The organism is Paenibacillus sp. FSL R5-192, from assembly GCF_000517845.1.
GTDB classification, from domain to species: Bacteria; Bacillota; Bacilli; order Paenibacillales; family Paenibacillaceae; genus Paenibacillus; species Paenibacillus amylolyticus.
Map to the genome: position 1 here is coordinate 125660 of NZ_ASPR01000012.1, position 22510 is coordinate 148169.

Annotated in this window: 19 protein-coding genes; 16 read left to right on the plus strand and 3 right to left on the minus strand. The window is 45.7% G+C overall.

What is annotated here, in order from left to right; all coding sequences use genetic code 11:
- Positions 1-257 precede the first annotated feature (257 nt).
- Positions 258-1235 carry a TRM11 family SAM-dependent methyltransferase gene (locus C161_RS06530; protein WP_235193747.1) on the plus strand — a complete coding sequence of 326 codons (978 nt, stop codon included), beginning with the start codon at positions 258-260 and terminating at the stop codon, positions 1233-1235.
- 176 nt (positions 1236-1411) lie between these two features.
- Here C161_RS06530 and C161_RS06535 read toward each other — a convergent pair whose 3' ends face one another.
- Positions 1412-2368, minus strand: a complete 957-nt coding sequence (locus C161_RS06535) for a D-2-hydroxyacid dehydrogenase (RefSeq protein WP_036668885.1) — start codon at positions 2366-2368, stop codon at positions 1412-1414.
- A gap of 207 nt (positions 2369-2575) precedes the next feature.
- Here C161_RS06535 and thpR point away from each other — a divergent pair, with 207 nt between their 5' ends.
- Both thpR and C161_RS06545 read left to right on the plus strand, forming a co-directional pair.
- Positions 2576-3178, plus strand: a complete 603-nt coding sequence (gene thpR, locus C161_RS06540) for an RNA 2',3'-cyclic phosphodiesterase (protein WP_036668887.1) — start codon at positions 2576-2578, stop codon at positions 3176-3178.
- Between the two features lie 130 nt (positions 3179-3308).
- The gene (locus tag C161_RS06545) at positions 3309-4166 is read left to right on the plus strand and encodes a cell wall hydrolase (protein WP_036611353.1); all 858 of its coding nucleotides are present in this window, start codon (positions 3309-3311) and stop codon (positions 4164-4166) included.
- Positions 4167-4441: 275 nt separating this feature from the next.
- Here C161_RS06545 and C161_RS06550 read toward each other — a convergent pair whose 3' ends face one another.
- Complete coding sequence (locus C161_RS06550; RefSeq protein WP_036669206.1) at positions 4442-5656, minus strand: UDP-N-acetylglucosamine--LPS N-acetylglucosamine transferase; 1215 nt, start codon at positions 5654-5656, stop codon at positions 4442-4444.
- A 382-nt stretch (positions 5657-6038) separates the two neighbouring features.
- Here C161_RS06550 and C161_RS06555 point away from each other — a divergent pair, with 382 nt between their 5' ends.
- The 4 genes from C161_RS06555 (at position 6039) to C161_RS32285 (ending at position 14766) form a co-directional block, all read left to right on the plus strand.
- The gene (locus tag C161_RS06555) at positions 6039-6620 is read left to right on the plus strand and encodes a TetR/AcrR family transcriptional regulator (RefSeq protein WP_036611349.1); all 582 of its coding nucleotides are present in this window, start codon (positions 6039-6041) and stop codon (positions 6618-6620) included.
- A 206-nt stretch (positions 6621-6826) separates the two neighbouring features.
- Positions 6827-9109, plus strand: a complete 2283-nt coding sequence (locus C161_RS06560; protein WP_036669208.1) for a YhgE/Pip domain-containing protein — start codon at positions 6827-6829, stop codon at positions 9107-9109.
- Positions 9110-9781: 672 nt separating this feature from the next.
- Positions 9782-14380 carry a glutamate synthase large subunit gene (gltB, locus tag C161_RS06565; protein ID WP_036668889.1) on the plus strand — a complete coding sequence of 1533 codons (4599 nt, stop codon included), beginning with the start codon at positions 9782-9784 and terminating at the stop codon, positions 14378-14380.
- 230 nt (positions 14381-14610) lie between these two features.
- Entirely contained in the window at positions 14611-14766 is a 156-nt protein-coding gene (locus tag C161_RS32285; protein ID WP_017690128.1) for a hypothetical protein, read from the plus strand.
- Positions 14767-14863: 97 nt separating this feature from the next.
- On the opposite strand, the gene C161_RS06575 is transcribed toward C161_RS32285, so the two are convergent.
- Positions 14864-15232, minus strand: coding sequence for a helix-turn-helix domain-containing protein (locus C161_RS06575; protein ID WP_036668894.1), 369 nt, complete (start codon positions 15230-15232; stop codon positions 14864-14866).
- A gap of 378 nt (positions 15233-15610) precedes the next feature.
- Between C161_RS06575 and C161_RS06580 the strand changes: the two genes are divergently transcribed.
- From C161_RS06580 to pssE, 9 genes are all read left to right on the plus strand, one after another.
- Positions 15611-16015, plus strand: a complete 405-nt coding sequence (locus C161_RS06580; protein ID WP_133120505.1) for a hypothetical protein — start codon at positions 15611-15613, stop codon at positions 16013-16015.
- A gap of 155 nt (positions 16016-16170) precedes the next feature.
- Complete coding sequence (locus C161_RS06585; RefSeq protein WP_036668900.1) at positions 16171-16929, plus strand: tyrosine-protein phosphatase; 759 nt, start codon at positions 16171-16173, stop codon at positions 16927-16929.
- 32 nt (positions 16930-16961) lie between these two features.
- Positions 16962-17717, plus strand: coding sequence for a YveK family protein (locus C161_RS06590; protein ID WP_235193748.1), 756 nt, complete (start codon positions 16962-16964; stop codon positions 17715-17717).
- Positions 17698-18375, plus strand: a complete 678-nt coding sequence (locus C161_RS06595) for a CpsD/CapB family tyrosine-protein kinase (RefSeq protein ID WP_036611333.1) — start codon at positions 17698-17700, stop codon at positions 18373-18375. The genes C161_RS06590 and C161_RS06595 overlap by 20 nt, the downstream gene beginning before the upstream one ends.
- 187 nt (positions 18376-18562) lie before the next feature.
- Positions 18563-19465, plus strand: coding sequence for a UTP--glucose-1-phosphate uridylyltransferase GalU (gene galU, locus C161_RS06600; protein WP_036611572.1), 903 nt, complete (start codon positions 18563-18565; stop codon positions 19463-19465).
- The gene (locus tag C161_RS06605) at positions 19462-20160 is read left to right on the plus strand and encodes a sugar transferase (protein ID WP_036668903.1); all 699 of its coding nucleotides are present in this window, start codon (positions 19462-19464) and stop codon (positions 20158-20160) included. Before galU ends, C161_RS06605 begins: the two co-directional genes overlap by 4 nt.
- A 34-nt stretch (positions 20161-20194) precedes the next feature.
- Positions 20195-21571 carry an O-antigen ligase family protein gene (locus tag C161_RS06610; RefSeq protein ID WP_051449614.1) on the plus strand — a complete coding sequence of 459 codons (1377 nt, stop codon included), beginning with the start codon at positions 20195-20197 and terminating at the stop codon, positions 21569-21571.
- The gene (gene pssD, locus C161_RS06615) at positions 21568-22026 is read left to right on the plus strand and encodes a PssD/Cps14F family polysaccharide biosynthesis glycosyltransferase (protein ID WP_036668906.1); all 459 of its coding nucleotides are present in this window, start codon (positions 21568-21570) and stop codon (positions 22024-22026) included. The genes C161_RS06610 and pssD overlap by 4 nt, the downstream gene beginning before the upstream one ends.
- Positions 22023-22502, plus strand: a complete 480-nt coding sequence (gene pssE / locus C161_RS06620) for a PssE/Cps14G family polysaccharide biosynthesis glycosyltransferase (RefSeq protein ID WP_036668909.1) — start codon at positions 22023-22025, stop codon at positions 22500-22502. Before pssD ends, pssE begins: the two co-directional genes overlap by 4 nt.
- The last annotated feature ends 8 nt before the right edge of the window (positions 22503-22510 follow it).

Consider the following 22510-nt stretch of genomic DNA (forward strand, 5'->3'; position numbering starts at 1 on the left):
ACGTTTACTGGCAAGAATGATTGGATTTCCAAAGTTATAATCTCAAAATAAAGTAAGGCGTTCCTCAACATGGGAACACCTTACTTTTTTTTTCTGTCCAAATAGATACGTGCAAGGGAATGGATAGTTGTCTAGGAGCCTAACATTGTATACAATGACTACCTGAAGCAAACGTAAGAGTCGTATTTGATATGTCTTCAATGAGCTTACTATTTATATAGAAGAAACATGATTAATGAAGGAAGGAGAGGGGGATTTTGCCTGATGAAATACTTGGTATGTACGCTACTTCTGGGAAACACCTCTACACCTTTGCTTGCCACGAGAACGAGCAAGAATTATGCATGATGGAGCTGAATACGCTGCTTGAACCGAGTTCGGAGATCCGTATGGATATGGGGTCGTATGTTTGGTCTGAACGATGTATTCCACCTGGACGCAGTCCTTTTATCCATGGCAGACTGGACGTGATCGGCGAAGGGGGCAGTGTGACCGATCTGCTTCCTCTTGCCAGAGATATTCATCTGTTGCCAGAAGAGACATTTAAGGTGATTTGTCTGAAAGAAGGGGATCAACCCCCTGATTATGCACAGTCTCGCCAACTGGAAAAAGAAGTTGGTATGTGTATTAAAGGCAAGGCACAGATGAAACAACCTAAGGTGACTTTCGGCCTAATCCGAACAGGAGAAAAATGGATCTTGGGCCAGTGGACAGAAGCGGATCGATCATGGCAGATTCACCGGCAGAAGCCGCAAAATTACTCAACTGGATTTGGCATCACGCTCGCGAGAGCGCTGGTTAACATTGCTGTTCCGAGAGTAGAAAACCATCGCTTGCTTGATCCATGCTGTGGTATGGGAACGGTTGTGATTGAGGCTTTATCCATGGGAATTGATGCAAAAGGTAACGATCTCAATCCTCTGGCTGTCCGAGGTGCGCGAATCAATCTGCCCCATTATGGATATGATTCGGATCGAATCACACTGGGGGATATGAATGAACTGCAAGATCTGTATGATGCAGCAATTCTGGACATGCCTTATAATCTCTGCTCTGTACTTCCGGATGCTGAGCAACGAGCCATGCTGGAGAGTTTGCGCAGATTGGCAAAACGGGCAGTGATTGTTTCCACAGAGTGGGTAGAAGAGCACTTGTTGGAAGCGGGATGGACTGTAAAAGAGTACCGAACAGTACACAAAGGCACGTTTATACGTCATATTTGGCTGTGTATGTAAGCATAAAAACAAAAACTCTACCTCTGAGGAAATTTCCAGAGGTAGAGTTTTTTTACTGTGTACATTTCAATTGAACTAATGATTTACACGAGAACGTAGAGGACAGAAATATTCTTTAGTTCCATTGGTATCGTTGATCTGATTTGCACAATATTGCATGGGAACGGGTGTTTGTGTTAATATTTATGACTATAATCCACAAGGTTCAACGGAAGGGTATCGCCAGCGACGTAAGCTTCCAGATTTTTGACGAAAATATCGACTGCTCGATCCGCGTATTGCTCTGTACTTCCGGCGATATGAGGCGTAATTAACACGTTATCCATGCCCCATAGCGGGTGGTCTGCCGGAAGAGGTTCTTCTTCGAACACGTCCAGTGCGGCGAAGGCAACTTTGCCGTTTTGGAGTGCATTCAGCAACGCTTCCGTTTTCACACTGGGGCCACGGCCCACATTGACGAAGCAGGCACCGGATCGGAACTGCTCAAATGCAGTTTGATCATATATATGTTTGGTTTCATCGGTTAACGGTAGAATGTTAATTACATAATCGCCCTGGCTCAAGGCTTCATGTAAACCGGTCATGTCGTACATTTGGTCCACATTGGGGACATCCTTACCTGAGCGGCGAACTCCGATCGTACGCATGCCGAGGGCTTTGAGAATACGGGCTGTTTCCGTGCCAATCTCACCTACACCAACGATGACCGCTGTTTTGCCATGCAGTTCCGGCAGTGGTTTGGCAGGAGCTTTCCATTCGGCCTGCTGTTGATGCAGCATAGCTTGTCTCAGCCAGCGACTGTGGGATAACATCATGCCCAGAATAATTTCGGTGATTGGAATCGCGTGAACTCCATTTGCACTGGTGACCTGAACGTTCTTTTGTTGCAAATCTGCGAAGGGGAGATTGTCCACACCAGCAGACCAGACCTGAACCCACTTCAACAGGCCGTCCTGTTTCAATGCATGTTCTGTGACGAGTGGGGACCAGCCGAGAATAATCTCAGCTTCTTTCAACTCAGCGGGGTCCAATTCCTTGGCTTTCCCGAATTTCAGGGTGTATTCTGGTGCAGCATTCTGAATGCGTTGTTGCTGTTCTTCGGATAGAGATGGAAAACATACAATTTTACCCATAATGTGTGGTCCTCCTGAGATAAATAGTTTGATGAGTTTGATGATTAAAGTGTATCAGATTTGGTGTTGGATGTGCATTAAGGTGGGAAATGCAGGAATCTAGCCTTATTTGCAAATGGTTATATTTGTGTCACTCTATACTTACCCAACTTGAAACGATATGTATAGTTATGAAATAATAGAGCGAACTTTAGAGAGGTGTATGCAATGAATAACCAATCACATCAGGATCATTCATCCCGACGGGAAAGATTGTTTGTAGCAATTCGTCTTCCTGTTGCTGTTCAGCAGTCTCTTCAGATGGATGCAAGGCTTGTACAGAACAAGCTAGATTTTCGTAAATGGACAGATCATAGAGATTATCATATTACCTTGCAATTTCTGGGGGATACATTAGTTAGTGACATCGGGCACCTGCGAAAAGCATTGCGCTCAGCAACAAGCGGATTACAGCCGTTTGAACTTCAGCTTTCCGACTGGGGCACATTTGGACTTGAAGAAGCACCTAAGGTGCTTTGGAGAGGTGTTAGCGGAGAGATAGAGCACTTGTTTTCATTGCAAAAACAAATCGTGCAGGCGACTTCGCCCCTGGGGTATGAAGCTGAATTAAGACCTTATGCTCCCCACATTACCATTGCCAGAAAATATCTGGGACAGCTTCCAGGTAATGAAAATAAAGGGATATCTGGAGTGCTTCCGGAACATTCCACAGGTGTTAATTCATGGATGGTGGAGGACATTGTACTTTATGTGACAAGGCTGGGACAATCGCCAATGTATGAGGTCGTGGATACGTTCACTTTTTCCTGATAATCATTTTTATGCCATAAAATCACATTGACATAACGTTTATCCCTATGTAATATTAGCCATCGTTATTCAAATTCTTTTTTTTGGGTTACTTAGTTAAGGGAATTGTTTCGACAGGAGGAATCTTCGAATGAACATTATAAGCAAAAATCGTTGGGTAGCACCGATGTTATCAGTGCTGCTTGTATGTATAGTGGGGGTAAATGTCGTTCAGGCGACGGGGAAGTGGAATGAAGCTAGTGATAGTAAACAGATGACCGAACTTACGGCTTCTGTGCAAAATAACCAAACATCTACGCAAGAAGAGAGGCGCATGATGGAAGATGGGACAAGTCTGTCCTCTAATCTGTCTGCCCAAACCGTAGCGTGGACTGAATCTCTGCCAGCGAAGAACTGGCTTACGACTGCTCAAGAAGAGCAGGAACTGCAAGAAGCCAAGGCCAAGAACAAAGCTAGAGCGGTAGCTGCGGCCAAAGCCAAAAAAGAAGCTGCACTGAAATTGGCCAAAGTGAAACGTGCCAAAGAAGTCGCTGCTGTAACAACTCCCCCCCAAAAACTATACTTTACGCGGACCAAACTTCTGAACCAGGAAGACTCGAAACTTGCAACCTGGTCATACAGTGTGTCCGATAAAGAACTGCATCTGCTGCAAAAAATCGTCATGGCAGAAGCGGAAGGTGAACCGTACGAAGGCAAAGTGGCAGTTGCCAATGTTGTCTTAAACCGGCTGCGGTCAGCCAATTTTCCCGATACCATTTACAAGGTCATCTATCAGAAATCCCAGTTTAGTCCTGTAGCGAACGGACGTATGAAACGTGTGGTTCCCAACGAGGACAGCATCAAAGCAGTGAATGCTGCGTTGAATGGGAAGAAGGAAGTTGCCGATGATACGTATTATTTCTTATCATTGACGCTTGCTGACGATCTGACAGTTGCTCGCTCGCAGAAAAAAGTAAAAACGATCGGTCATCATACTTTTTACAAGTAATCGACCCGTAAATTCTGCAAACAGGCAGGGTAGTTAACTGTGTGTGCTTCACACGGCCCTTGAAAAAGCCTGAATCGTAGTTTTATTTCGTTATTATAAAATATCGTTATACTCTAAATTACCCTTTTTTCTGCCAAATCATACGGTGGAATTAGTGAAAATAAAAGAAGGTTCCCTTCCAAAAATTCGGAAGGGAACCTTCTTTGTATATGGTGAGCAATTGTCTTGTCCCCTATAACACCTCGTGAGAGCTGTTCTATAGGTCCGTAGAGGCGTCAGAATGGTATTCTGGTACCTGACAAGGACGTGGCAGTAATTCCGGCTGTGAAGCGCTCCAAGGAGGTTGTTGTGACTTCGGCTGTCGTCGGAAACAATAAGTCATGAACAGCTTGAGCACAGCACTTCGGATCATACACCGAATGGTTACCTGAATGATGCGCTACGTTCAGCGGGCTTTCAGTTTGAGTAGATGCCTGCTCCACTAGTTGTCTGAAACGATTGGTGATCACGTCGGCAGAGTGAATGACGTGGCCGTATCCGGCTTGTACAAAGTATTCACAGTTCTCTTCCTCTTGACCTGCAATCGGAGGAATGAACAACATCGGTAGACCCTTGGCCAACGCTTCAGTGCATGTCATGCCACCTGGCTTTGTAATCAGCACATCGGATATATCCATCAGTTTGCTTACTTCCCGTGTATATCCCAGAATACGAATATTCGGGTGCTGGAAGCAAGGCATTTCCTTCATTTTTGCGATCATTTTTTCATTGCTTCCTAGACAGAAGACCAATTGAACACGATCTGCCCAAGACGTGAGAGCTTTCATATGATCCTCATCAAACGAAAGTCCCCATCCACCACCCATAAGTAGCGCTGTAGGCATGTTCTGAAGCCCCATCTCTTCCCGTAGCTTCACTTTATCTCCAGCTTCCCAGAAGTCTGGATGCACAGGGATTCCCGTGATCTGAATATGGGAGGGATCTACACCCCGGATTTCAAGCAATGCTTTGACCTGAGGGGTAGAGACCAGATATTTGTTCACTTCCGGATTAATCCATGTTCCGTGCACGTCATAATCCGTCACGACCGTATAGAGCGGGATATTCAGACCCTGGCGTTTGAGCCGGGAGATGACAGCATTCGGAAAAGGATGGGTACAGATCACCGCGTCGGGTTTCAGTTGGGATACGACCTGTGCCGTCTGTGTATAGAAAATTCGGTGCAACGCCAGCTTGGTAAAACCATTTAATGATTTATTGTACTGTGTGCGGTACAACAGGCTGACCAGTTTGGGTTGAACCGATAGTGTCTTTCGATATGCAGAGAAAATTAATGGAGCTACCGTTGGGTTCAAAAATTTGCCTAGTTCAATGACACGACTGTGAACATGTGGACTGACTTTTTTGATGCCATGTGCCAGCGCATGAGCGGCCTGAGTGTGACCGGTACCGAAACCTTCCGATAATAAGAGCACTCTTGGTTTTCGCATGAGTTCACCTTTATTCATAAGTTTTAATTCAAAATGAAGATATTCATTGTTTATTCTAGCTATGGAATGCGTTACTACATGAATATACATTGAAGCACAAAATCATGTTTCTTCTATGAATATTTACACCATATATCATACAATGAGACAACTTAAACTTCATTATATACACGTATTATCTGAGTCATCTTACACTATAGACGACGACAGAAGGAGTTTCCACTGCATTTAGGTTAAAAAATATTAACACAATTTTTAAAATGTTAGGGTTGCAATCTGTTTTCGAAGGTGGTATTGTAGTTTTTGACCGAATGACTGAATTGTATTTTTGGTCATTTATGTAGAGCGATTGAACAATGAATGTGATTAAAGGAGGGATTAGATGGCTCCGATTGACAGGAGACAGCAGGTTATTCATGCAGCAGCCCAGTCGTTTGCCATGTTTGGATACAAAGCAACGACGATGGATCAGGTCGCCAAGATTGCGAACGTTGGCAAAGGAACGATCTATACGTTTTTCACCAATAAGGAACAATTGTTTGATCAGATCCTGGTAGAAGTGATTCAGGAAATGAAGAACATCGCGCATCGTGAAGTACATCAGGAAAGTGCATTTTTCGATAATCTGTTTCGGGTACTGGATGCCTTGTTAGAGTTTCGTCGTGATCACGATTTGCTCGTTAAGTTATCTCAAGAGCTGAAGGACTTTGGAACGCTGCAGGCCAAGGAAGGATTGGACAAGGTGGAGAAAGTAATCTCCGACTTTCTGGCTAAGGAGCTTGAGAAAGCAAAAGACAATGGAGAGATTCGAGATTGTGATCCGCAAGTCGTCGCATTTATGATGATTCGCCTGTATATTGCACTCACCTCAGACTGGAGCAAACAACATCAACCGCTGAGCAAAGAGGAAATTAAGACTTACTTTCGCCTTTTCTTAATGGAAGGAATTGCTGCTGTAACGTAATCCAAATTTAATCTACTATAATATAAGGATTTTCACGCGTATCAAGCAGGGAGGCTTGTCGGAAGACAGGTTGTTTTTTTGTCCTAAAGTGACCGTTTGAGGAAAGTGGTCACTTCGTGTTTCAGTATGTTTTCTGGAATGCGACATTGTATTTCATTATGGTTATTCCTGCTCATGGAGCAGAGAGATTAAGGGGAGAAAATGACATGAAATCTTTATCCGTGTTTTTCAAGGATGTGGGATCGGCCGTGAGAAACCCGAAGGTGTTGATCCCTGTTATTGCAATTATGTTTATACCGATCCTGTATAGTGGCATCTATCTGGCGGCCTATTGGGACCCGTATGGTCATGTGGATGAGATGCCGGTTGCCGTTGTCAATCTTGACAAAGGCGCTGAGCTGGAGGGCAAATCCCTCCATGTAGGTAGTGATCTGGTGGATGAGCTGAAGAAAAATGCCGATTTTAAATGGGATTTTGTCAGTGCGAGTCAAGCTAAAGAAGGCATGAGTAATGACAAATATTATATGCAAATTACGATTCCGGAGAACTTCTCATCCCAAGCAACAACATTGCTGGATGACAAGCCGGAGCCGGCTGATCTGATCTATGAACCGAATGGCAATTACAGTTTTGTTGGTGCACAGATCGGTAAGACCGCTATTAAGGACCTGAAAGCAAAAGTCTCAGCCAAAGTAACGGAATCCTATGCAGAGACATTGCTCGACAAGTTCTCCGAAGTATCGGATGGCTTGGCTGAAGCAGGCGATGGGGCGGGTGAACTGAATACCGGCGCAGGCAAACTGGATGATGGTGCTGTTAAGCTCAAGGATAACCTGGCGAAGCTTGCATCCGGAACGCTTGAACTTCAGGAAGGACTTTCTCCATTAAGTGATGGTGTTAACGCGCTGCACACAGGGGCAACCAAACTTGAAAGTGGAACATCAAATCTTGTATCCGGTCTGCAACAGCTTCAGGCAGCTGCTTCGAGCCAGCTTCAGAGCGGAGCAGATCAGTTGAAGGATGGTAGCGCCAAGTTGGAAACCGGACTCCAGTCTTCACTGGATGGCACAAGTAAGTTGCAGGCTGGCCTGAAATCTTCAGAACAGGGCAGTGCGAAGCTGGCGGATGGTCTGCAAAGTGCAGTTCAGGGCAGCGGTACACTGGCAACAGGCCTGCAATCGGCTGTAGATGGCAGTTCCAAGGTTGCTGATGGTGCACAGGGCGTAGCCGCCGGATTGAAACAGCTTGCTGCATCGAACCCCGAACTGGCTGAAAATGCGGATGTACAGAAGCTGCTTGTGGCAAGTGAGGCTGTTGCTGGCGGCAGTGCACAATTGCATGAGAGCGAGCAGAAGCTGGCACAAGGTGCAGATCAGCTGCATCAGGGTAACCAGCAACTGGCTGCGGGTGCAGCCGAGCTTCATGGAGGTCAGGAGCAACTTCTGGCTGGTGCGAACCAACTGGTGGATGGTCAGAAGCAATTGCTGGCTGGTGCAGGGCAGCTCAGTCAAGGAGGCGCTAAGCTATCCGATGGCCTGAAGCAGTTCAGCGGCAAATTGGGTGATGCTGCAAGTGGCGGTACATTGCTTGCAGATGGTGCCAAGCAGCTGGGCTCAGGAACAACAGCTTTGCAAACGGGTGTAGGTAAACTAAGTGGCGGCGTTAATTCACTAACCGATGGTTCCAAGCAATTGGGTGATGGCGCGGGCAAACTGGCTGACGGCCTTACTGAGCTAAAAGATGGCTCGAGTGAATTGGAAACCAAGCTGAATGATGCCGCACAGAAAACATCCGAAGTTAAGAAAACGGATGATGTAGTGAACATGTTCGCTGAACCTGTAAACTCCTCGGAGAACACAGCAGAGAACGTGAGCAATTATGGTACAGGATTGACACCGTTCTTCCTGTCGATCGGTCTATTTGTGGGATCGTTGATTTCCACGATTGTATTGAAAATGCGGGAAACGTCCGTACCTGGTGCAACAGGCTGGAATCGTTTTGTCAGCCGGACACTGGTATTTGGCTCCGTGAGTATTTTCCAATCGGTTATCGTGGCAAGTTTCATGTTATATGGTCTTGGACTGGAGACGCACAGCGTAGGGCTGTTCTACCTGTTTACCATTATTACGGGGCTGACCTTCATGTTGATCGTTCAGGCACTTGTAACCTGGCTGGATCTGCCTGGACGTTATGTTGTCATTCTGCTGCTGGTCTTCCAGCTTGCGGCTAGTGCAGGGACCTTCCCGGTAGAACTGATTCCATCATGGCTTCAGGCATTTAGCCCTTGGTTGCCAATGACACACAGCATTATGGGCTTCAAAGCCGTGGTATCGAGTGGTAATCTGGATGTGATGTGGCATCAGGCAGGTATTCTTAGCATCTATGCAGGTGTATCCATTTTGCTGACGCTTGCTTACTTCCTCTGGAATGGCAGACGTCCGAAAAAAGAAGTCGAACAGGCTGATTCTGGTCAAGTTGTGACGGCATAAGTCGAACCTGATCTTCAGCAGGGTCATATTTTTGAAAAAAAACTTTATTTTCTTGTAGTGAAATTATGCAATATAGTAGTCAAATAGTGCAAATAGCCTGTGACCCCAAAAAGGGGTTGCAGGCTATTTTGTATACAAATGCATAGAGAAGTAAAGTTTCGCTGGCTTAAGCGGTGAAAATTTGGTGGAATTATGGATAAACCTAGGCTGCACATGGAACGATTTTCTTCTGTCAGCAATTTAATTCAGTTGTACTCTGGCTTAAAAAGTGTATAATTATTCGAAAAAGAGATGAATTTAAACGTCACTACTGTAATGCTGTACTGCAAAACATTTCTTATCAGAGGTATTAAAAAGTTTAAATTGCGCTGATGTTAGGTCGGTGTTAAAATAATAGAACTATATCAAAAAAACGTCGCTCCATTTCAGTAGCCGTGCCAGCGGCTGCGTGTTGATTTATACATGCTGTTTGCCGGATCGTCCGGATCAGCTCATCTCATTCAATGGCTTTTGCCCAATAGCAGGCATTATTTTTGACAGTCTCATGCTGTCACCTCTTCTATCTAGCAGGCTCTATCGCAAGCGAAAGGCCAGCTCCTCCCGTTTCATTGTTGCCTGTTGCCTATGTTCTTGATCTTTCCGAAATACTTCATTATAGAAAGGTTGCGTTCCATGAGACACATCGGATTACCTCCAAAACAGGGTCTGTATGACCCGCAGTTCGAAAAAGACGCATGCGGAATGGGTTTTGTTGCCAACATCAAAGGAGTACCTTCACACGATATCGTTAGTCAGGCACTGACCATGCTCAGTAACATGGAGCACCGTGGAGGACAGGGAAGTGAGCCGAATTCCGGTGACGGAGCAGGTATCCTGATTCAGATTCCACATCGCTTTTTTGCAGAGGAAGCGAAACGCCTTGGTTTTGCATTGCCTGAACAGGGATTCTATGGCGTAGGGATGTTGTTCCTTTCCCAGGACCCTGCCATTCGCAGTGCGCATGAAGAGAGCCTTAAGAAGATTATTGAAGAAGAAGGTCAAACGTTCCTGGGTTTCCGGGATGTTCCTACTTTTGATGAAATGCTTGGCCGTTCTGCACTTGCAGCGAAACCTTATGTACGTCAGGTGTTCATTGGAAGATCCGCAGATGTGAAGGATGAGCTTGGATTCGAGCGTAAGCTGTATGTTATTCGCAGACGTGCTGAGCTGGCTATTCGTTATTCGGCAGATGAAGCAGAAGGTGGTTCGTTCTACCTTCCGAGCATGTCTTGTCGCAAAATTGTATATAAAGGCATGCTGACAACTGAACAAGTTGGCGGGTTCTATCTGGATCTGCAGGAAGAACTCGTGGAATCGGCCATTGGACTTGTGCATTCCCGTTTCAGTACCAACACCTTCCCAAGCTGGGAACGTGCCCACCCGTATCGCTTCATGATCCACAACGGTGAGATCAACACGATGCGTGGTAACGTGAACTGGATGCATGCTAGACAGTCCTTGTTTGAGAGCGAGTTGTTTGGTAACGACATCGCGAAAGTGAAACCAGTCATCAATCCGGACGGTTCGGATACAGCCATGTTTGATAACACACTGGAGTTCCTGTATCTGAGCGGCCGTTCTCTGCCACACGTGGCCATGATGATGGTTCCTGAACCTTGGAGCACGGATGAGGGAATGGACCCTGCCAAAAAGGCATTTTATGAGTATCACAGCACAATGATGGAGCCTTGGGATGGACCAGCAGCAATGGCCTTTACAGATGGTTTGCAAATTGGTGCAACACTTGACCGTAATGGATTGCGTCCAGCTCGTTATTATGTAACCAAGGATGACCGTATTATCCTGTCCTCCGAAGTTGGGGTACTTGATATTGCGCCGGAAGAGATCCTGTACAAAGATCGTCTGCGTCCAGGTCGGATGTTGCTTGTGGATACACAAGAAGGCCGCATCATCGCGGATGAGGAAGTAAAAGCAATCATTGCAGCCGAGAATCCGTATCAGGATTGGCTTGATGAGCATTTGATGGATCTGAGCGAGTTGCCCGAAGCACCGGAACTTCCTGATCCAAAACATGATAACGTGACCCAGCTTCAACTGGCATATGGTTATACATTTGAAGAACTACGTAAAATCCTGGAGCCGATGGCAACAACAGGTATGGAAGCTACGGGTTCGATGGGTTATGATGCACCGCTGGCTGTGCTGTCCGATCGTCCGCAGCGTCTGTACAACTACTTTAAACAGATGTTCGCCCAGGTAACCAACCCGCCAATCGATGCAATCCGTGAAGAGATTGTAACGTCTACGGCAACAACCATTGGTCCTGAGCGCAACTTGCTGAACCCTGAACCGGAGAGTTGTCGCCAGATCCGTCTGGATACACCGGTATTGTCCAATGAAGACTTTGCGAAGATTCGCCATGTGCGTCGCCCAGGCTTCCGCTCCATGACGATTCCAATCTTCTTCACCGCTGCGGAAGGAGCAGAAGGACTTCGCAAAGCGATGGATTTGCTCTTCGAAGCTGCAGATCGTGTCATCGACAAAGGTCATAACATTCTGATCCTGTCTGACCGCGGTGTGGATGCAGAGAATGCTGCTATTCCTGCATTGCTTGCTGTAGCAGGTCTGCATCACCATCTGATTCGCCAGGGAACCAGAACCAAAGTCAGCATTATGCTTGAATCGGCAGAACCGCGTGATATTCACCACTACGCGTTGCTGTTGGGTTACGGTGTAAGTGCGGTGAACCCTTATCTGGCCTTTGAAACGCTGGATGACATGATTCAGCAAGGATTGCTGCGTGGTATCTCGCATGAGAAAGCAGTGAAAAACTACATTAAAGCAGCTACCAAAGGCGTTACTAAAGTGTTGTCCAAAATGGGGATTTCTACGATTCAATCGTATCGGGGAGCTCAAATATTCGAAGCGGTAGGTCTGAAATCAGATTTCGTTGACCGTTACTTTACCTGGACACCTTCCCGTATCGGTGGAATTGGGTTGGAAGAAGTGGCAGCCGAAGCGTTGACACATCATAACCGTGCCTTTACGGAAAAAGACGGTAACGATAAAGTATTGGATTCCGGTGGGGATTATCAATGGCGTAACGACGGAGAAGAGCATCTGTTCAATCCGCAAACCATTCATACCCTGCAACATGCAGTACGCACTGGGGATTACAAGCTGTATAAAAAATATTCCAAGCTCGTGCAAGGTGAGAATGATCAATTGTTGACCATTCGCTCCATGTTGAAGCTGAAACCGGTTGGAGCTTCCATTCCACTCGAAGAAGTTGAATCCGTAGAAGATATCATGCGTCGTTTCAAAACAGGTGCAATGTCCTTCGGTTCGATCAGTAAAGAAGCGCATGAAGATCTTGCCATCGCTATGAACCGTGTTGGAGGTAAATCCAATACCGGTGAAGGTGGAGAAGACCCGGCTCGCTTCATTAAAGATAGCAACGGGGATTCCCGTCGTAGTGCGATTAAACAGGTAGCATCCGGACGTTTTGGTGTTACATCCAACTACTTGGTTAATGCCGACGAGATTCAGATTAAAATGGCTCAGGGAGCTAAACCAGGTGAAGGCGGACAGCTGCCAGGACGTAAAGTGTATCCTTGGGTTGCTGAAGTTCGTGGATCTACACCGGGTGTAGGTCTGATCTCGCCACCACCGCATCATGATATCTACTCGATCGAGGATCTGGCAGAGCTGATCTATGACTTGAAAAATGCCAATCCGCGTGCTGAGATTAACGTGAAGCTGGTATCGGAAGTGGGCGTGGGTACCATCGCAGCTGGTGTAGCCAAAGGCCGTGCCGATATTATCCTTGTCAGCGGTTATGACGGTGGTACAGGTGCATCACCGCAAGGTTCGATTCGCCACGCAGGTATGCCTTGGGAACTAGGTCTTGCAGAGACACATCAAACGTTGATGCTGAACAATCTGCGTGATCGTGTTGTCCTCGAAACAGACGGCAAAATGCTTAACGGCCGTGACTTGGCGATTGCTGCCTTGCTTGGAGCAGAAGAGTATGGATTCTCTACAGCACCGCTCGTTGCACTTGGCTGTATCATGATGCGTGTCTGTCAGATGGATACCTGTCCGGTTGGTGTAGCGACACAGAATCCGGAATTGCGTAAAAATTATATGGGTGATCCAGCTCATGTGGTTAACTTCATGCGATTTGTTGCTGAAGATGTGCGTGAGATCATGGCTGATCTTGGTTTCCGTACTATTCAGGAGATGGTCGGACGTACAGATTGCCTCGAAACGGTAGAAGCCGTAGATCACTGGAAGAAAAAAGGTGTGGATCTGTCTGTATTGCTGCACGTGCCTGAAATGCCGGAAGGCTCTGCACGTTACCGCACACAGCATCAGAATCACCAATTGGAAGAAACGCTGGATATGCAACAATTGCTGCCACTGGCACAGTCTGCTATTGAATCCGGGCAACCGGTTGAAGCGGTGCTTCCAATTACAAACGTTAACCGTGCAGTAGGTACCATTTTGGGTAGTGAGATCACACGCAAATATGGACTCGCAGGATTGCCGGAAGATACGGTTAAATTCAAATTTGTCGGCTCTGCCGGACAAAGCTTTGGGGCCTTTATACCTAAAGGTATGACCTTGACCGTTGAAGGTGATTCCAATGACTACGTAGGTAAAGGATTGTCCGGAGGTAAACTGATCGTGATGCCTTCTCCGAAAGCAACGTTTGAGGCGGAAGATAACATCATTATCGGTAACACGGCTCTCTACGGAGCAACAAGCGGTGAAGCGTATATCCGTGGTATTGCGGGTGAGCGATTTGCTGTACGTAACTCGGGCGCCAAAGTAGTCGTTGAAGGTGTAGGCGACCATGGTTGTGAGTATATGACAGGTGGACGTGTCGTTGTACTGGGCGATACAGGTCGTAACTTTGCAGCAGGGATGTCCGGAGGTATTGCTTATGTGTATGATCCGGAAGGCACATTCCTGAAACGTTGTAATCTGGAAATGGTTCTTTTGGAACGTATCGAAGATGTGGCCGAAAGTGCAGATCTGCGAGGCATGATTCAACGTCATGTTGCCAACACAGGAAGTGCTGTCGGTCAGCGCGTTCTGGATAACTGGCAAGATGCGCTGAATCAGTTCGTTCGGGTTATTCCGAAGGACTTCAAACGTATGACAGAACAGATCGAACGGATTCAGGCAACAGGTTTGACGGGAGAAGCAGCGCTGCTTGCAGCGTTTGAAGCGAATATGCGTGAACTTGCACGTGCTGGAGGTTAATAACTTCCTTGTTCCAAGGTGGAGTTGCATGAACAGGTTGTATTAAGAATAATAGGAGCAATATGGTTGCCATTCCGGCATCATATTGCTCCTATTTTGCTTTCGACAAAATTAGAACCCCATCAAAAAACGTTATCGCCATGAGACGACAACATCGAGGAACTTTCTCAAGTATAATAAGGCTAGTTTTGGAGGGCAGGGAAAGTATAAAGATAAGAGAGGTTAGCGGAATGAATATGAAGCATCCAAACAGGGACGATCGTAGGCCGACAGGTAAACAAGTCGAAGCAACCCAGATGGACATCATGAAGGTGTTACTGCAATGCGGAATCGACCCGGAGCGTTGGAACCATTTCGTATCCTCCGTCAACAACAAGCGTCCTTGACACAATAGACAAGCATGGAATGAAAAAGAATTAAGACACAAAAAAAGCCCAGAAGCCAGAGAGGTTATCTCTCGGGAACTGGGTCCTCTTTTCGGGTTTAGTCCATGCTGCGTTCCATTCGGACAAATGCAATAAAACGACGTGCCTCTTCTTCTGTTAAAGACTTCCCATCAATCATCAGATCGAAGCGTTCTAACACTTCTTTGTCCGATAACTCCAAGGTATCCACGAAATCACGTACGTCTTCATCCATCACGACATCACTTTGCTTTGTACGTCCTATAAGATAATCAATAGACACATCAAAGATGTCAGCAAGTCTCGTTAACACTTCGAAATCCGGTTTACGTCGATTCTTCTCGTAGTGGGAGAGAGCAGCTCTTGTAATATGAATGGAGCTCGCAAGTTCTTCTTGAGTAAGTCCCCGCTGTTCCCGTAATTCCGCAATGCGATTTCCGTAGCTCATAAGCTATTTCCCCCTGAACGACATCAAATATATATTGAAACAATCCTGAGCCAAGTGTTTGATCAGGGCAGCTTTCCTGCAAAAGAGTAACTCCTCATGTGTTTCCTTTAACCCATTTCCATTTGTAAATAGGTCTGTCTAAGGACATCTCAAATTGTCGTAAATCAAAAGAACCATGTCCAAATACCGCTTGACATGATACGTATTGTATCGTAAATTGGACGTATGGAGTTACAAAATGTATCATTTGGAATATTTTAAGTATCTCCTGGTTGCCTGGACCATATACCTGTGAGAAGGAAGTGGAGGCAGTCCATGTAGGCTAATCCATTCTAAAGGAATGAAACCATGTATTCAATAATTCAGGAATGGGCTGATATGAAATTAAATGTCCATATGTACATTCAGGAGTTTCACGGGAAAATGGTAGACCGCAAAAGACGCCCTGTTCTGTTACTTGGAATGGACACTCAAGCAATCACCTTCCTGAGCGACCTGAACTTGCCGGTATCATCAGAAATGCTCATTGGTTTGGATGTTGAAGATCATCATGTATGTGTACGACTTCACGCAAGGTTGCAATGGAAACAGCCCTTCGGAGAGCTCACAATGTATCATTCAAACTTGCATATTCAGCACGAACAGAAACTATATATAACTGGACAGTTAAACACAATGCTTACTGAAGTTCAGTTTCCCACGGTTTCCCGTTTTCAGTATGAAAAGGCAACAGAACAAAAGGCTCTGCAAGAACCCTATCATTACATTGATTTCACCATATAATTCCAAGTCGATTCTTAACATTTTCTGAACAAAACATGTACTTAACGCCATTTTACTATATTTCATAGCGTTATGCATTAGTTCTTTAACACCAAAAGCATTTGCGCAATGAATAAAGGGGCGAGGGGGCTCATACTATTTCAGGAAGTTTGGATATGGTTGAAATGCACTGCCACATATTATCCGGCCTAGATGATGGTCCTGTTCGAATGGAGCAGTCCGTTGCGATGGCTGAGAAGGCGGCAGCCTCAGGAATTACCTCCATTATTGCTACTCCGCATCACCTGAACGGGCAATACAACAATGAACCGATGGTGGTCAATCAGGCCGTGAACCTGCTCCATGCAGAACTTCGCAAACGTAACATTCGCCTGGAGATCCGTCCCGGACAGGAGATCAGGGTGCATGACAACCTGATTGGAGACTTATATGCAGGAAAGTGCTGCACACTCGCCGGAAGTCGTTACATGTTGCTGGAACTACCCTTTGGTCATATTCCCTCACAGTTCCCCAGGATACTGCATGAATTACGAATAGCGGGAATTACCCCTATTATTGCTCATCCGGAACGTAATCGCGTCATTTTGAAGAAGCCAAGGTTGTTGGCTGATTACTTGAGTCAAGGCGTTCTATGTCAGCTCACAGCTCAATCTTTCACTGGGCTTTTCGGACGGAAAGTTCGGCAGTGGTGTTTTCATTTTTGCAAAGAAAACGGGTTTCATTTCATTTCATCAGATGCACATGATACGTGCAAAAGGACATTTGCCATAAGTGAAGGAGAGCGGGCCATCGAGCGTCGATTTGGAGCTGAAGCCGTTAAGAGGCTGGCAGAGAATGCGTCGCACATTCTATCGAATTCGTGTCTGGTCACAGAACGCTGGAAACCTCGCAAATGGCTACTGTCCATCTGGTAGTTACATAGGATAGATCACAACGTATAGGAGGAATGAAAGTGGAACTGAAAGGATATTTTCGACTCTTACAAAAGAAACTGTGGTTGATTGTTGCAATTGCTTTGATAGCCGGTGTGGGTGCAGGGGTCAAAAGCATTTTCTTCACTCAGCCCATCTATGAGGCAAGTTCCAAACTGATCGTGAACCAGACCTCTAACGTTCAAGGCCAAGCGATGATGGACTTCAGCATGATTCAAACCAATATCAAACTCATTAACTCATACAGAGAAATTATTAAATCTTCCGCCATTATGGATAAAGTCGCTACCACGTATCCGGACCTAGGCTTAACCTCTGCACAGCTCATGAATAGCACCTCCGTCTCTACAGCCAGCGAATCCCAAGTGATGAGCATAACTGTACAAGGAACTACCTACGAAAAAGCCGCAAAAACGGTCAATGCCATCTCCAACGTGTTCCAATCTCAAATCCCCCTAATCATGAAAATCGATAATGTGGCTATCCTCAGTGAAGCAAAAGTGGATAGTAACGCATCTCCAATCAATATGAAAACCACATTAAGCATCATTGTCAGTCTGTTCGCAGGTCTTGTGCTCGCCATTGCACTTGTATTCCTGATGGATTATCTGGATGACACATTCAAATCCGAAACTGAACTTGAAAAAGAGCTGGGCCTGCCTGTGCTTACCGTGATATCCAAAATGAAAAAAGACGATCTGAAAAATACGAAAAATTACGTATCTCAACAGAAAGTGGGGGATGGCAAATATGTCGCGGCTAACCAATGAAAATAACAGTCTGGTGACCTATTTTAACTCCAAATCTCAGATCTCGGAGGGATACCGTAAATTACGGACGAACATCCAGTTCTCCTCAATCGACAGTCATATCAAAAAAATCATGGTGGCTTCCGCTGAATCCGGCGAAGGCAAGACCACAACGATTAGCAACCTGGCGGTAACCTATGCCCAGGAAGGCAAAAAAGTACTGCTGATCGATGCGGATCTGCGTAATCCTTCCTTGCATCAGGTGTTTTCTGTACCGAATCATATCGGTCTGAGTAGTGTGCTGTCTAATCAGTACAGTGTGGAAGACGTGCTTAGAGAGAGTTACATCGACAATCTCCAATTATTCACTTCTGGCCCAATTCCGCCGAACCCTTCCGAGATGATTGGTTCCAACCGGATGAAAAGGCTGATTGAGAAGTTAGAGGATCAATATGATGTCATCATGTTTGATACACCGCCGGTGCTTGCGGTAACGGATGCACTCATTGTGAGTTCGCTGTGTGATGGTGTGCTGCTGGTCGTGAACTCGGGCAAGGTCAAGAAGGAATTGGTGAAGAAGACCAAGGCTGCTCTGGAGCATGTGAATGCACGAATTCTGGGCGCAATCCTGAACAATATCAAAAACGCTGCAGTTCCGGTGGGCTACGGAGAGAAGTAAACCTTCCATCCAATGCTCCCAAGTAAACAGGTAATGTCTACTGCACCTTTATCACTGTAGGCACTCGGTCATGCTGTGGGTTCAATGAACCTTAGACGTTAATCGTCGAAGGTATGACGTGAGGACGGGTTAGATGCCCTAGTTCAACTTTTATCAAACTAAAAAAAAAGAGGATAGGGTGGTATTTATGAAAAAAGTGAGAAAAGCAATCATTCCTGCAGCTGGACTAGGTACACGATTTTTGCCAGCCACAAAAGCGATGCCCAAAGAAATGCTCCCTATTGTGGACAAACCAACCATACAGTATATCGTTGAGGAAGCCATTGCCTCTGGAATCGAAGACATCATCATCGTAACGGGTAAAGGGAAACGGGCAATTGAAGATCATTTCGACAACGCTTTTGAATTGGAACATAACTTGCTGGAAAAAGGGAAGCTGGGCCTGCTTGAAGAGGTTCGCAAATCCTCTAACGTGGATATCCATTACATAAGACAAAAAGAGGCCAAAGGACTTGGTCATGCTGTCTGGTGTGCACGTAACTTTATCGGTGACGAACCTTTTGCCGTGTTGCTCGGAGATGACATCGTCGTATCGGAAGTTCCATGCACCAAACAATTGATTGATCAATATGATCAGGTTCAACATTCCATTGTTGGCGTACAAACCGTACTTGCTGAACAAACAGACAGATACGGCATTGTGGACCCGCTTCAATCGGATGGCCGTTTGACAGAGGTTCTCAGATTCGTAGAGAAACCTGCCCAAGGCACAGCGCCTTCCAACCTGGCGATTATGGGGAGATACGTACTGAGTCCAGAGATTTTCGAACATCTGGAGCAACAAGAGATTGGTCAAGGGGGAGAGATTCAATTAACAGATGCGATTCAGCGCTTAAATGAGACACAAGGAGTGTATGCTTACGATTTCGAGGGAGTACGTTATGACGTGGGCGAGAAGCTGGGATTCATTTTGACAACCATCGACTTCGCTCTGCAAAAACAGGAACTTAGAATTCCAATGCTGCAAGCTCTGCAACAGATTCTGGAAAAAGAGTCGGTAGAACATGTAGCCGGGGGGGAGTTTGAATGAGTCCATCTCCCCAAACGAAGGAAGCGGAGATTGTTATGGACCCAAGTCTGGGGTACAATGCATCAACGATGTCAGGACAAAATGCGGATAAAGTGTATCTATTTATGAAAAGAATGCTCGATTTGCTGGGTTCTTTCATAGGTTTGATCATTTTGTGCCCCTTGTTTGCAGTCATCGGATTACTGATCAAAATCGAGGCCCCGCAGGGGTCTGTTTTTTTTCGTCAGGTACGAGTAGGACAGAATGGGAAAGAGTTTCATATGTACAAATTCAGGTCGATGGTTGCGAATGCAGAAGATCTGCTGGAACAGCTGATTGATCAGAATGAAGTGAACGGGAATATGTTCAAAATGAAAAATGATCCCCGCATTACCCGGATTGGCAAGTTCATTCGGAAAACCAGTCTGGATGAGCTGCCTCAGTTGTGGAACGTGTTCAGAGGAGAGATGAGTCTCGTTGGACCCAGACCGGCTCTGCCCAGAGAAGTGAAGAACTACACTTCCTATGACAGACAACGTCTTCAGATGATCCCGGGATGTACGGGATTATGGCAAGTCAGCGGACGAAATAGTGTTGGTTTTGAGGAAATGGTGGAGCTGGATCTGACGTATGCCCGTGAGCGCAGCATGATGGTGGATATCAAAATTATCTTCAGAACGTTCAAGGTGCTGGTAGGTTCGAAGGATGCGTTTTGAAACACGATTCTGGCTTTGAGGTGGCATAGCAGATATGCAAAAGACCGGTATACTTGCTGCATTAAATATGAAGTCGTTTAATATCATTCTTTTTTCGCTGGTAATTGTCTTCGCAGCAATCTATCTTCCGCTAGTCTCGGTTGTTGCACTCATAGCTGTGATTCTGCTGGGCGTTTATATTAAACAGCCCAGCTGGATTTTTATGATTCTCATCGTAAGTTTTTCATTGTCCATTGATAAAATATTTAGCATTCATCTGGCAGGACTGGATTCACTGTCCTTCTACAAGCTGGCGATTCTGGGTTTTGTCGTCTCTCTTTTTCTACGCTTTGGTATTCGCAAAGAGTTGATATATCCTGCACTGGCGATTGGTTTTTTATTTGTGGAGAGTTATTTTCTATCTGATCTGCCCAGTAAGGTTAGTCCGCTCGATCCATTCAAGGCCTTTCTGGGAGTCATTGTTCCTTTTTTGTTGCTGATGCCCCATTTTTCAAGAGAGATCAGTCAACGAATTATACGTGTACTCGCATGGTTGCCGCTGTTCAGTCTGGCTGGTGGTTATATTCTGCAACTCGCCGGCATATTGTCCATTACTAACCTGGAGATGTCGGGAGTAACCCGGTTACAGGGTGCTAACATCGCCGCGCATCTGGCCATGTTGTGTTTTATCTCGATCTGCGTCTGTCTGATTCAGATCAAGCAAGGGCATCAGGTTGTTCTGTATTACATGCTTACCTTGACACATCTGGTCATTCTGGTCCAGACGGGAACAAGGGGGCCGCTTATTGCGCTTATTCCGATTATTCTGGTCTATCTTTTTGATCAACTAAAAGCCTTCATCAAAGGCAGAGTCAGTGCGATTATTCCTCTCATTCTGTTTGTTGTCGCTGTGGCCTATATGGTGATTGCACAGTGGGACAATTATGAGATGAGGTCAGAGAGCAAAGGCTTGTCGGGAAGGGATGTAGCCTGGAATTATTTTATTGGCAAAGCAAATGAGTATCCGATATTTGGACGTGGACTCGGCTCAACTCTCGTAGCGAATGATGGAAGTATTTTTTCTGGCTTCGTCGTTCCGCATAATGAATACATTCGTTTTTATTACGATGGCGGGTTAGTTGGAGCCATCCTGTTATTTCTATCGCTGCTGCTGGTGTTTCGGGCTGTTTACTTCCGATTGGGCGGCATGATCCGGTTGTATTTTGCCGGTATGATTATCGGTTTCCTGACCTATTCCTTTTTTGACAATACCCTGTCCACGGTTCATCTGATTGCTCCATTCTGTATCTTCCTGAACGCGTTATATGCTACGGGAAAAGGAGTTCATTCCAAGTCAGGGGCTGAAGCAGAAGTGGATATACAGATACAGCGAGCCAAGGACGTATCCTTTTCAAAGGAGATTAGAACATGAAGGTCTGTTTGATCAGTTCTACAGGCGGTCATTTTGATGAATTAACCAAAATTATTCCTGCGGTTGAAGAACATGATTATTTCCTGATTACCGAGAAGAATAAAAGCAGAAAAGTAGAATCGTCTCAGGGCAAAGTATACTTCTTAATGCAGCAAGAGCGTAAAAATGCGATGTTCTTGCTAATCTTTGTGGCTAATATTATCAAATCGTTCTTTCTATATCTGCGTGAGCGTCCAAAGGTGATCATTACAACAGGGGCGGGAGCCACATACCCTTTTTGCCTCATTGGTAAAATCTTCGGTGCCAAGCTGATTTATATCGAAAGTTATGCCAAGATCTATTCCTCCAGCGCTACCGGAAGATTGATGTACAAAATCTCGGATGAGTTCTTCATTCAATGGGAAACGTTGCAGGATAGCTATCCCAATGCGAAGTACAGGGGGGCTTTATTTTGATATTTGCTATCGTTGGAACCCAGCGTTTTCCCTTCAATCGGATGTTTGAGCTTATTGATGAGGCGATTGAGGCAGGAATTATTGAAGAAGAGGTTGTTGCCCAATCCGGATATACCGAGTATCAGCCGCGGAATTTCACTGTGATTCCCTTCCTTACCCAGGAAGAGATGAATGAATATGTGGAGCGCAGCAGATGCATTATTTCTCATGCGGGTGTTGGCTCCATTACAAATTGTCTTGAACGTGGCAAGCCCGTTATTGTCATTCCACGCCGGAAAGAATGGGGCGAACATGTGGATGACCATCAGCTTGAGATCTCCAAAGTTTTTCAGGATAACGGCTATGTGGCCGTCGCGGAGAGTCGGGCTGAATTGCAAAAGTTGGTTCCTTGCATAGAAGAGCTGAAGTTCCAGCCTTATGTGAGAAAACAGTCTGATCTGATCTCATCCATTAAAAATTACGTGAATAGTCTGTAAGAGGTATG

Coding starts and splice junctions, on each gene's coding strand:
- C161_RS06590 (WP_235193748.1), top strand. CDS start 16,962: ATGAAAGTGGAACTGAAAGGATATTTTCGACTCTTACAAAAGAAACTG.
- C161_RS06545 (WP_036611353.1), top strand. CDS start 3,309: ATGAACATTATAAGCAAAAATCGTTGGGTAGCACCGATGTTATCAGTG.
- C161_RS06535 (WP_036668885.1), bottom strand. CDS start 2,368: ATGGGTAAAATTGTATGTTTTCCATCTCTATCCGAAGAACAGCAACAA.
- C161_RS06580 (WP_133120505.1), top strand. CDS start 15,611: ATGAAATTAAATGTCCATATGTACATTCAGGAGTTTCACGGGAAAATG.
- pssD (WP_036668906.1), top strand. CDS start 21,568: ATGAAGGTCTGTTTGATCAGTTCTACAGGCGGTCATTTTGATGAATTA.
- galU (WP_036611572.1), top strand. CDS start 18,563: ATGAAAAAAGTGAGAAAAGCAATCATTCCTGCAGCTGGACTAGGTACA.
- gltB (WP_036668889.1), top strand. CDS start 9,782: ATGAGACACATCGGATTACCTCCAAAACAGGGTCTGTATGACCCGCAG.
- C161_RS32285 (WP_017690128.1), top strand. CDS start 14,611: ATGAATATGAAGCATCCAAACAGGGACGATCGTAGGCCGACAGGTAAA.
- C161_RS06560 (WP_036669208.1), top strand. CDS start 6,827: ATGAAATCTTTATCCGTGTTTTTCAAGGATGTGGGATCGGCCGTGAGA.
- C161_RS06610 (WP_051449614.1), top strand. CDS start 20,195: ATGCAAAAGACCGGTATACTTGCTGCATTAAATATGAAGTCGTTTAAT.
- C161_RS06575 (WP_036668894.1), bottom strand. CDS start 15,232: ATGAGCTACGGAAATCGCATTGCGGAATTACGGGAACAGCGGGGACTT.
- thpR (WP_036668887.1), top strand. CDS start 2,576: ATGAATAACCAATCACATCAGGATCATTCATCCCGACGGGAAAGATTG.
- C161_RS06595 (WP_036611333.1), top strand. CDS start 17,698: ATGTCGCGGCTAACCAATGAAAATAACAGTCTGGTGACCTATTTTAAC.
- C161_RS06585 (WP_036668900.1), top strand. CDS start 16,171: ATGGTTGAAATGCACTGCCACATATTATCCGGCCTAGATGATGGTCCT.
- C161_RS06550 (WP_036669206.1), bottom strand. CDS start 5,656: ATGCGAAAACCAAGAGTGCTCTTATTATCGGAAGGTTTCGGTACCGGT.
- C161_RS06605 (WP_036668903.1), top strand. CDS start 19,462: ATGAGTCCATCTCCCCAAACGAAGGAAGCGGAGATTGTTATGGACCCA.
- C161_RS06555 (WP_036611349.1), top strand. CDS start 6,039: ATGGCTCCGATTGACAGGAGACAGCAGGTTATTCATGCAGCAGCCCAG.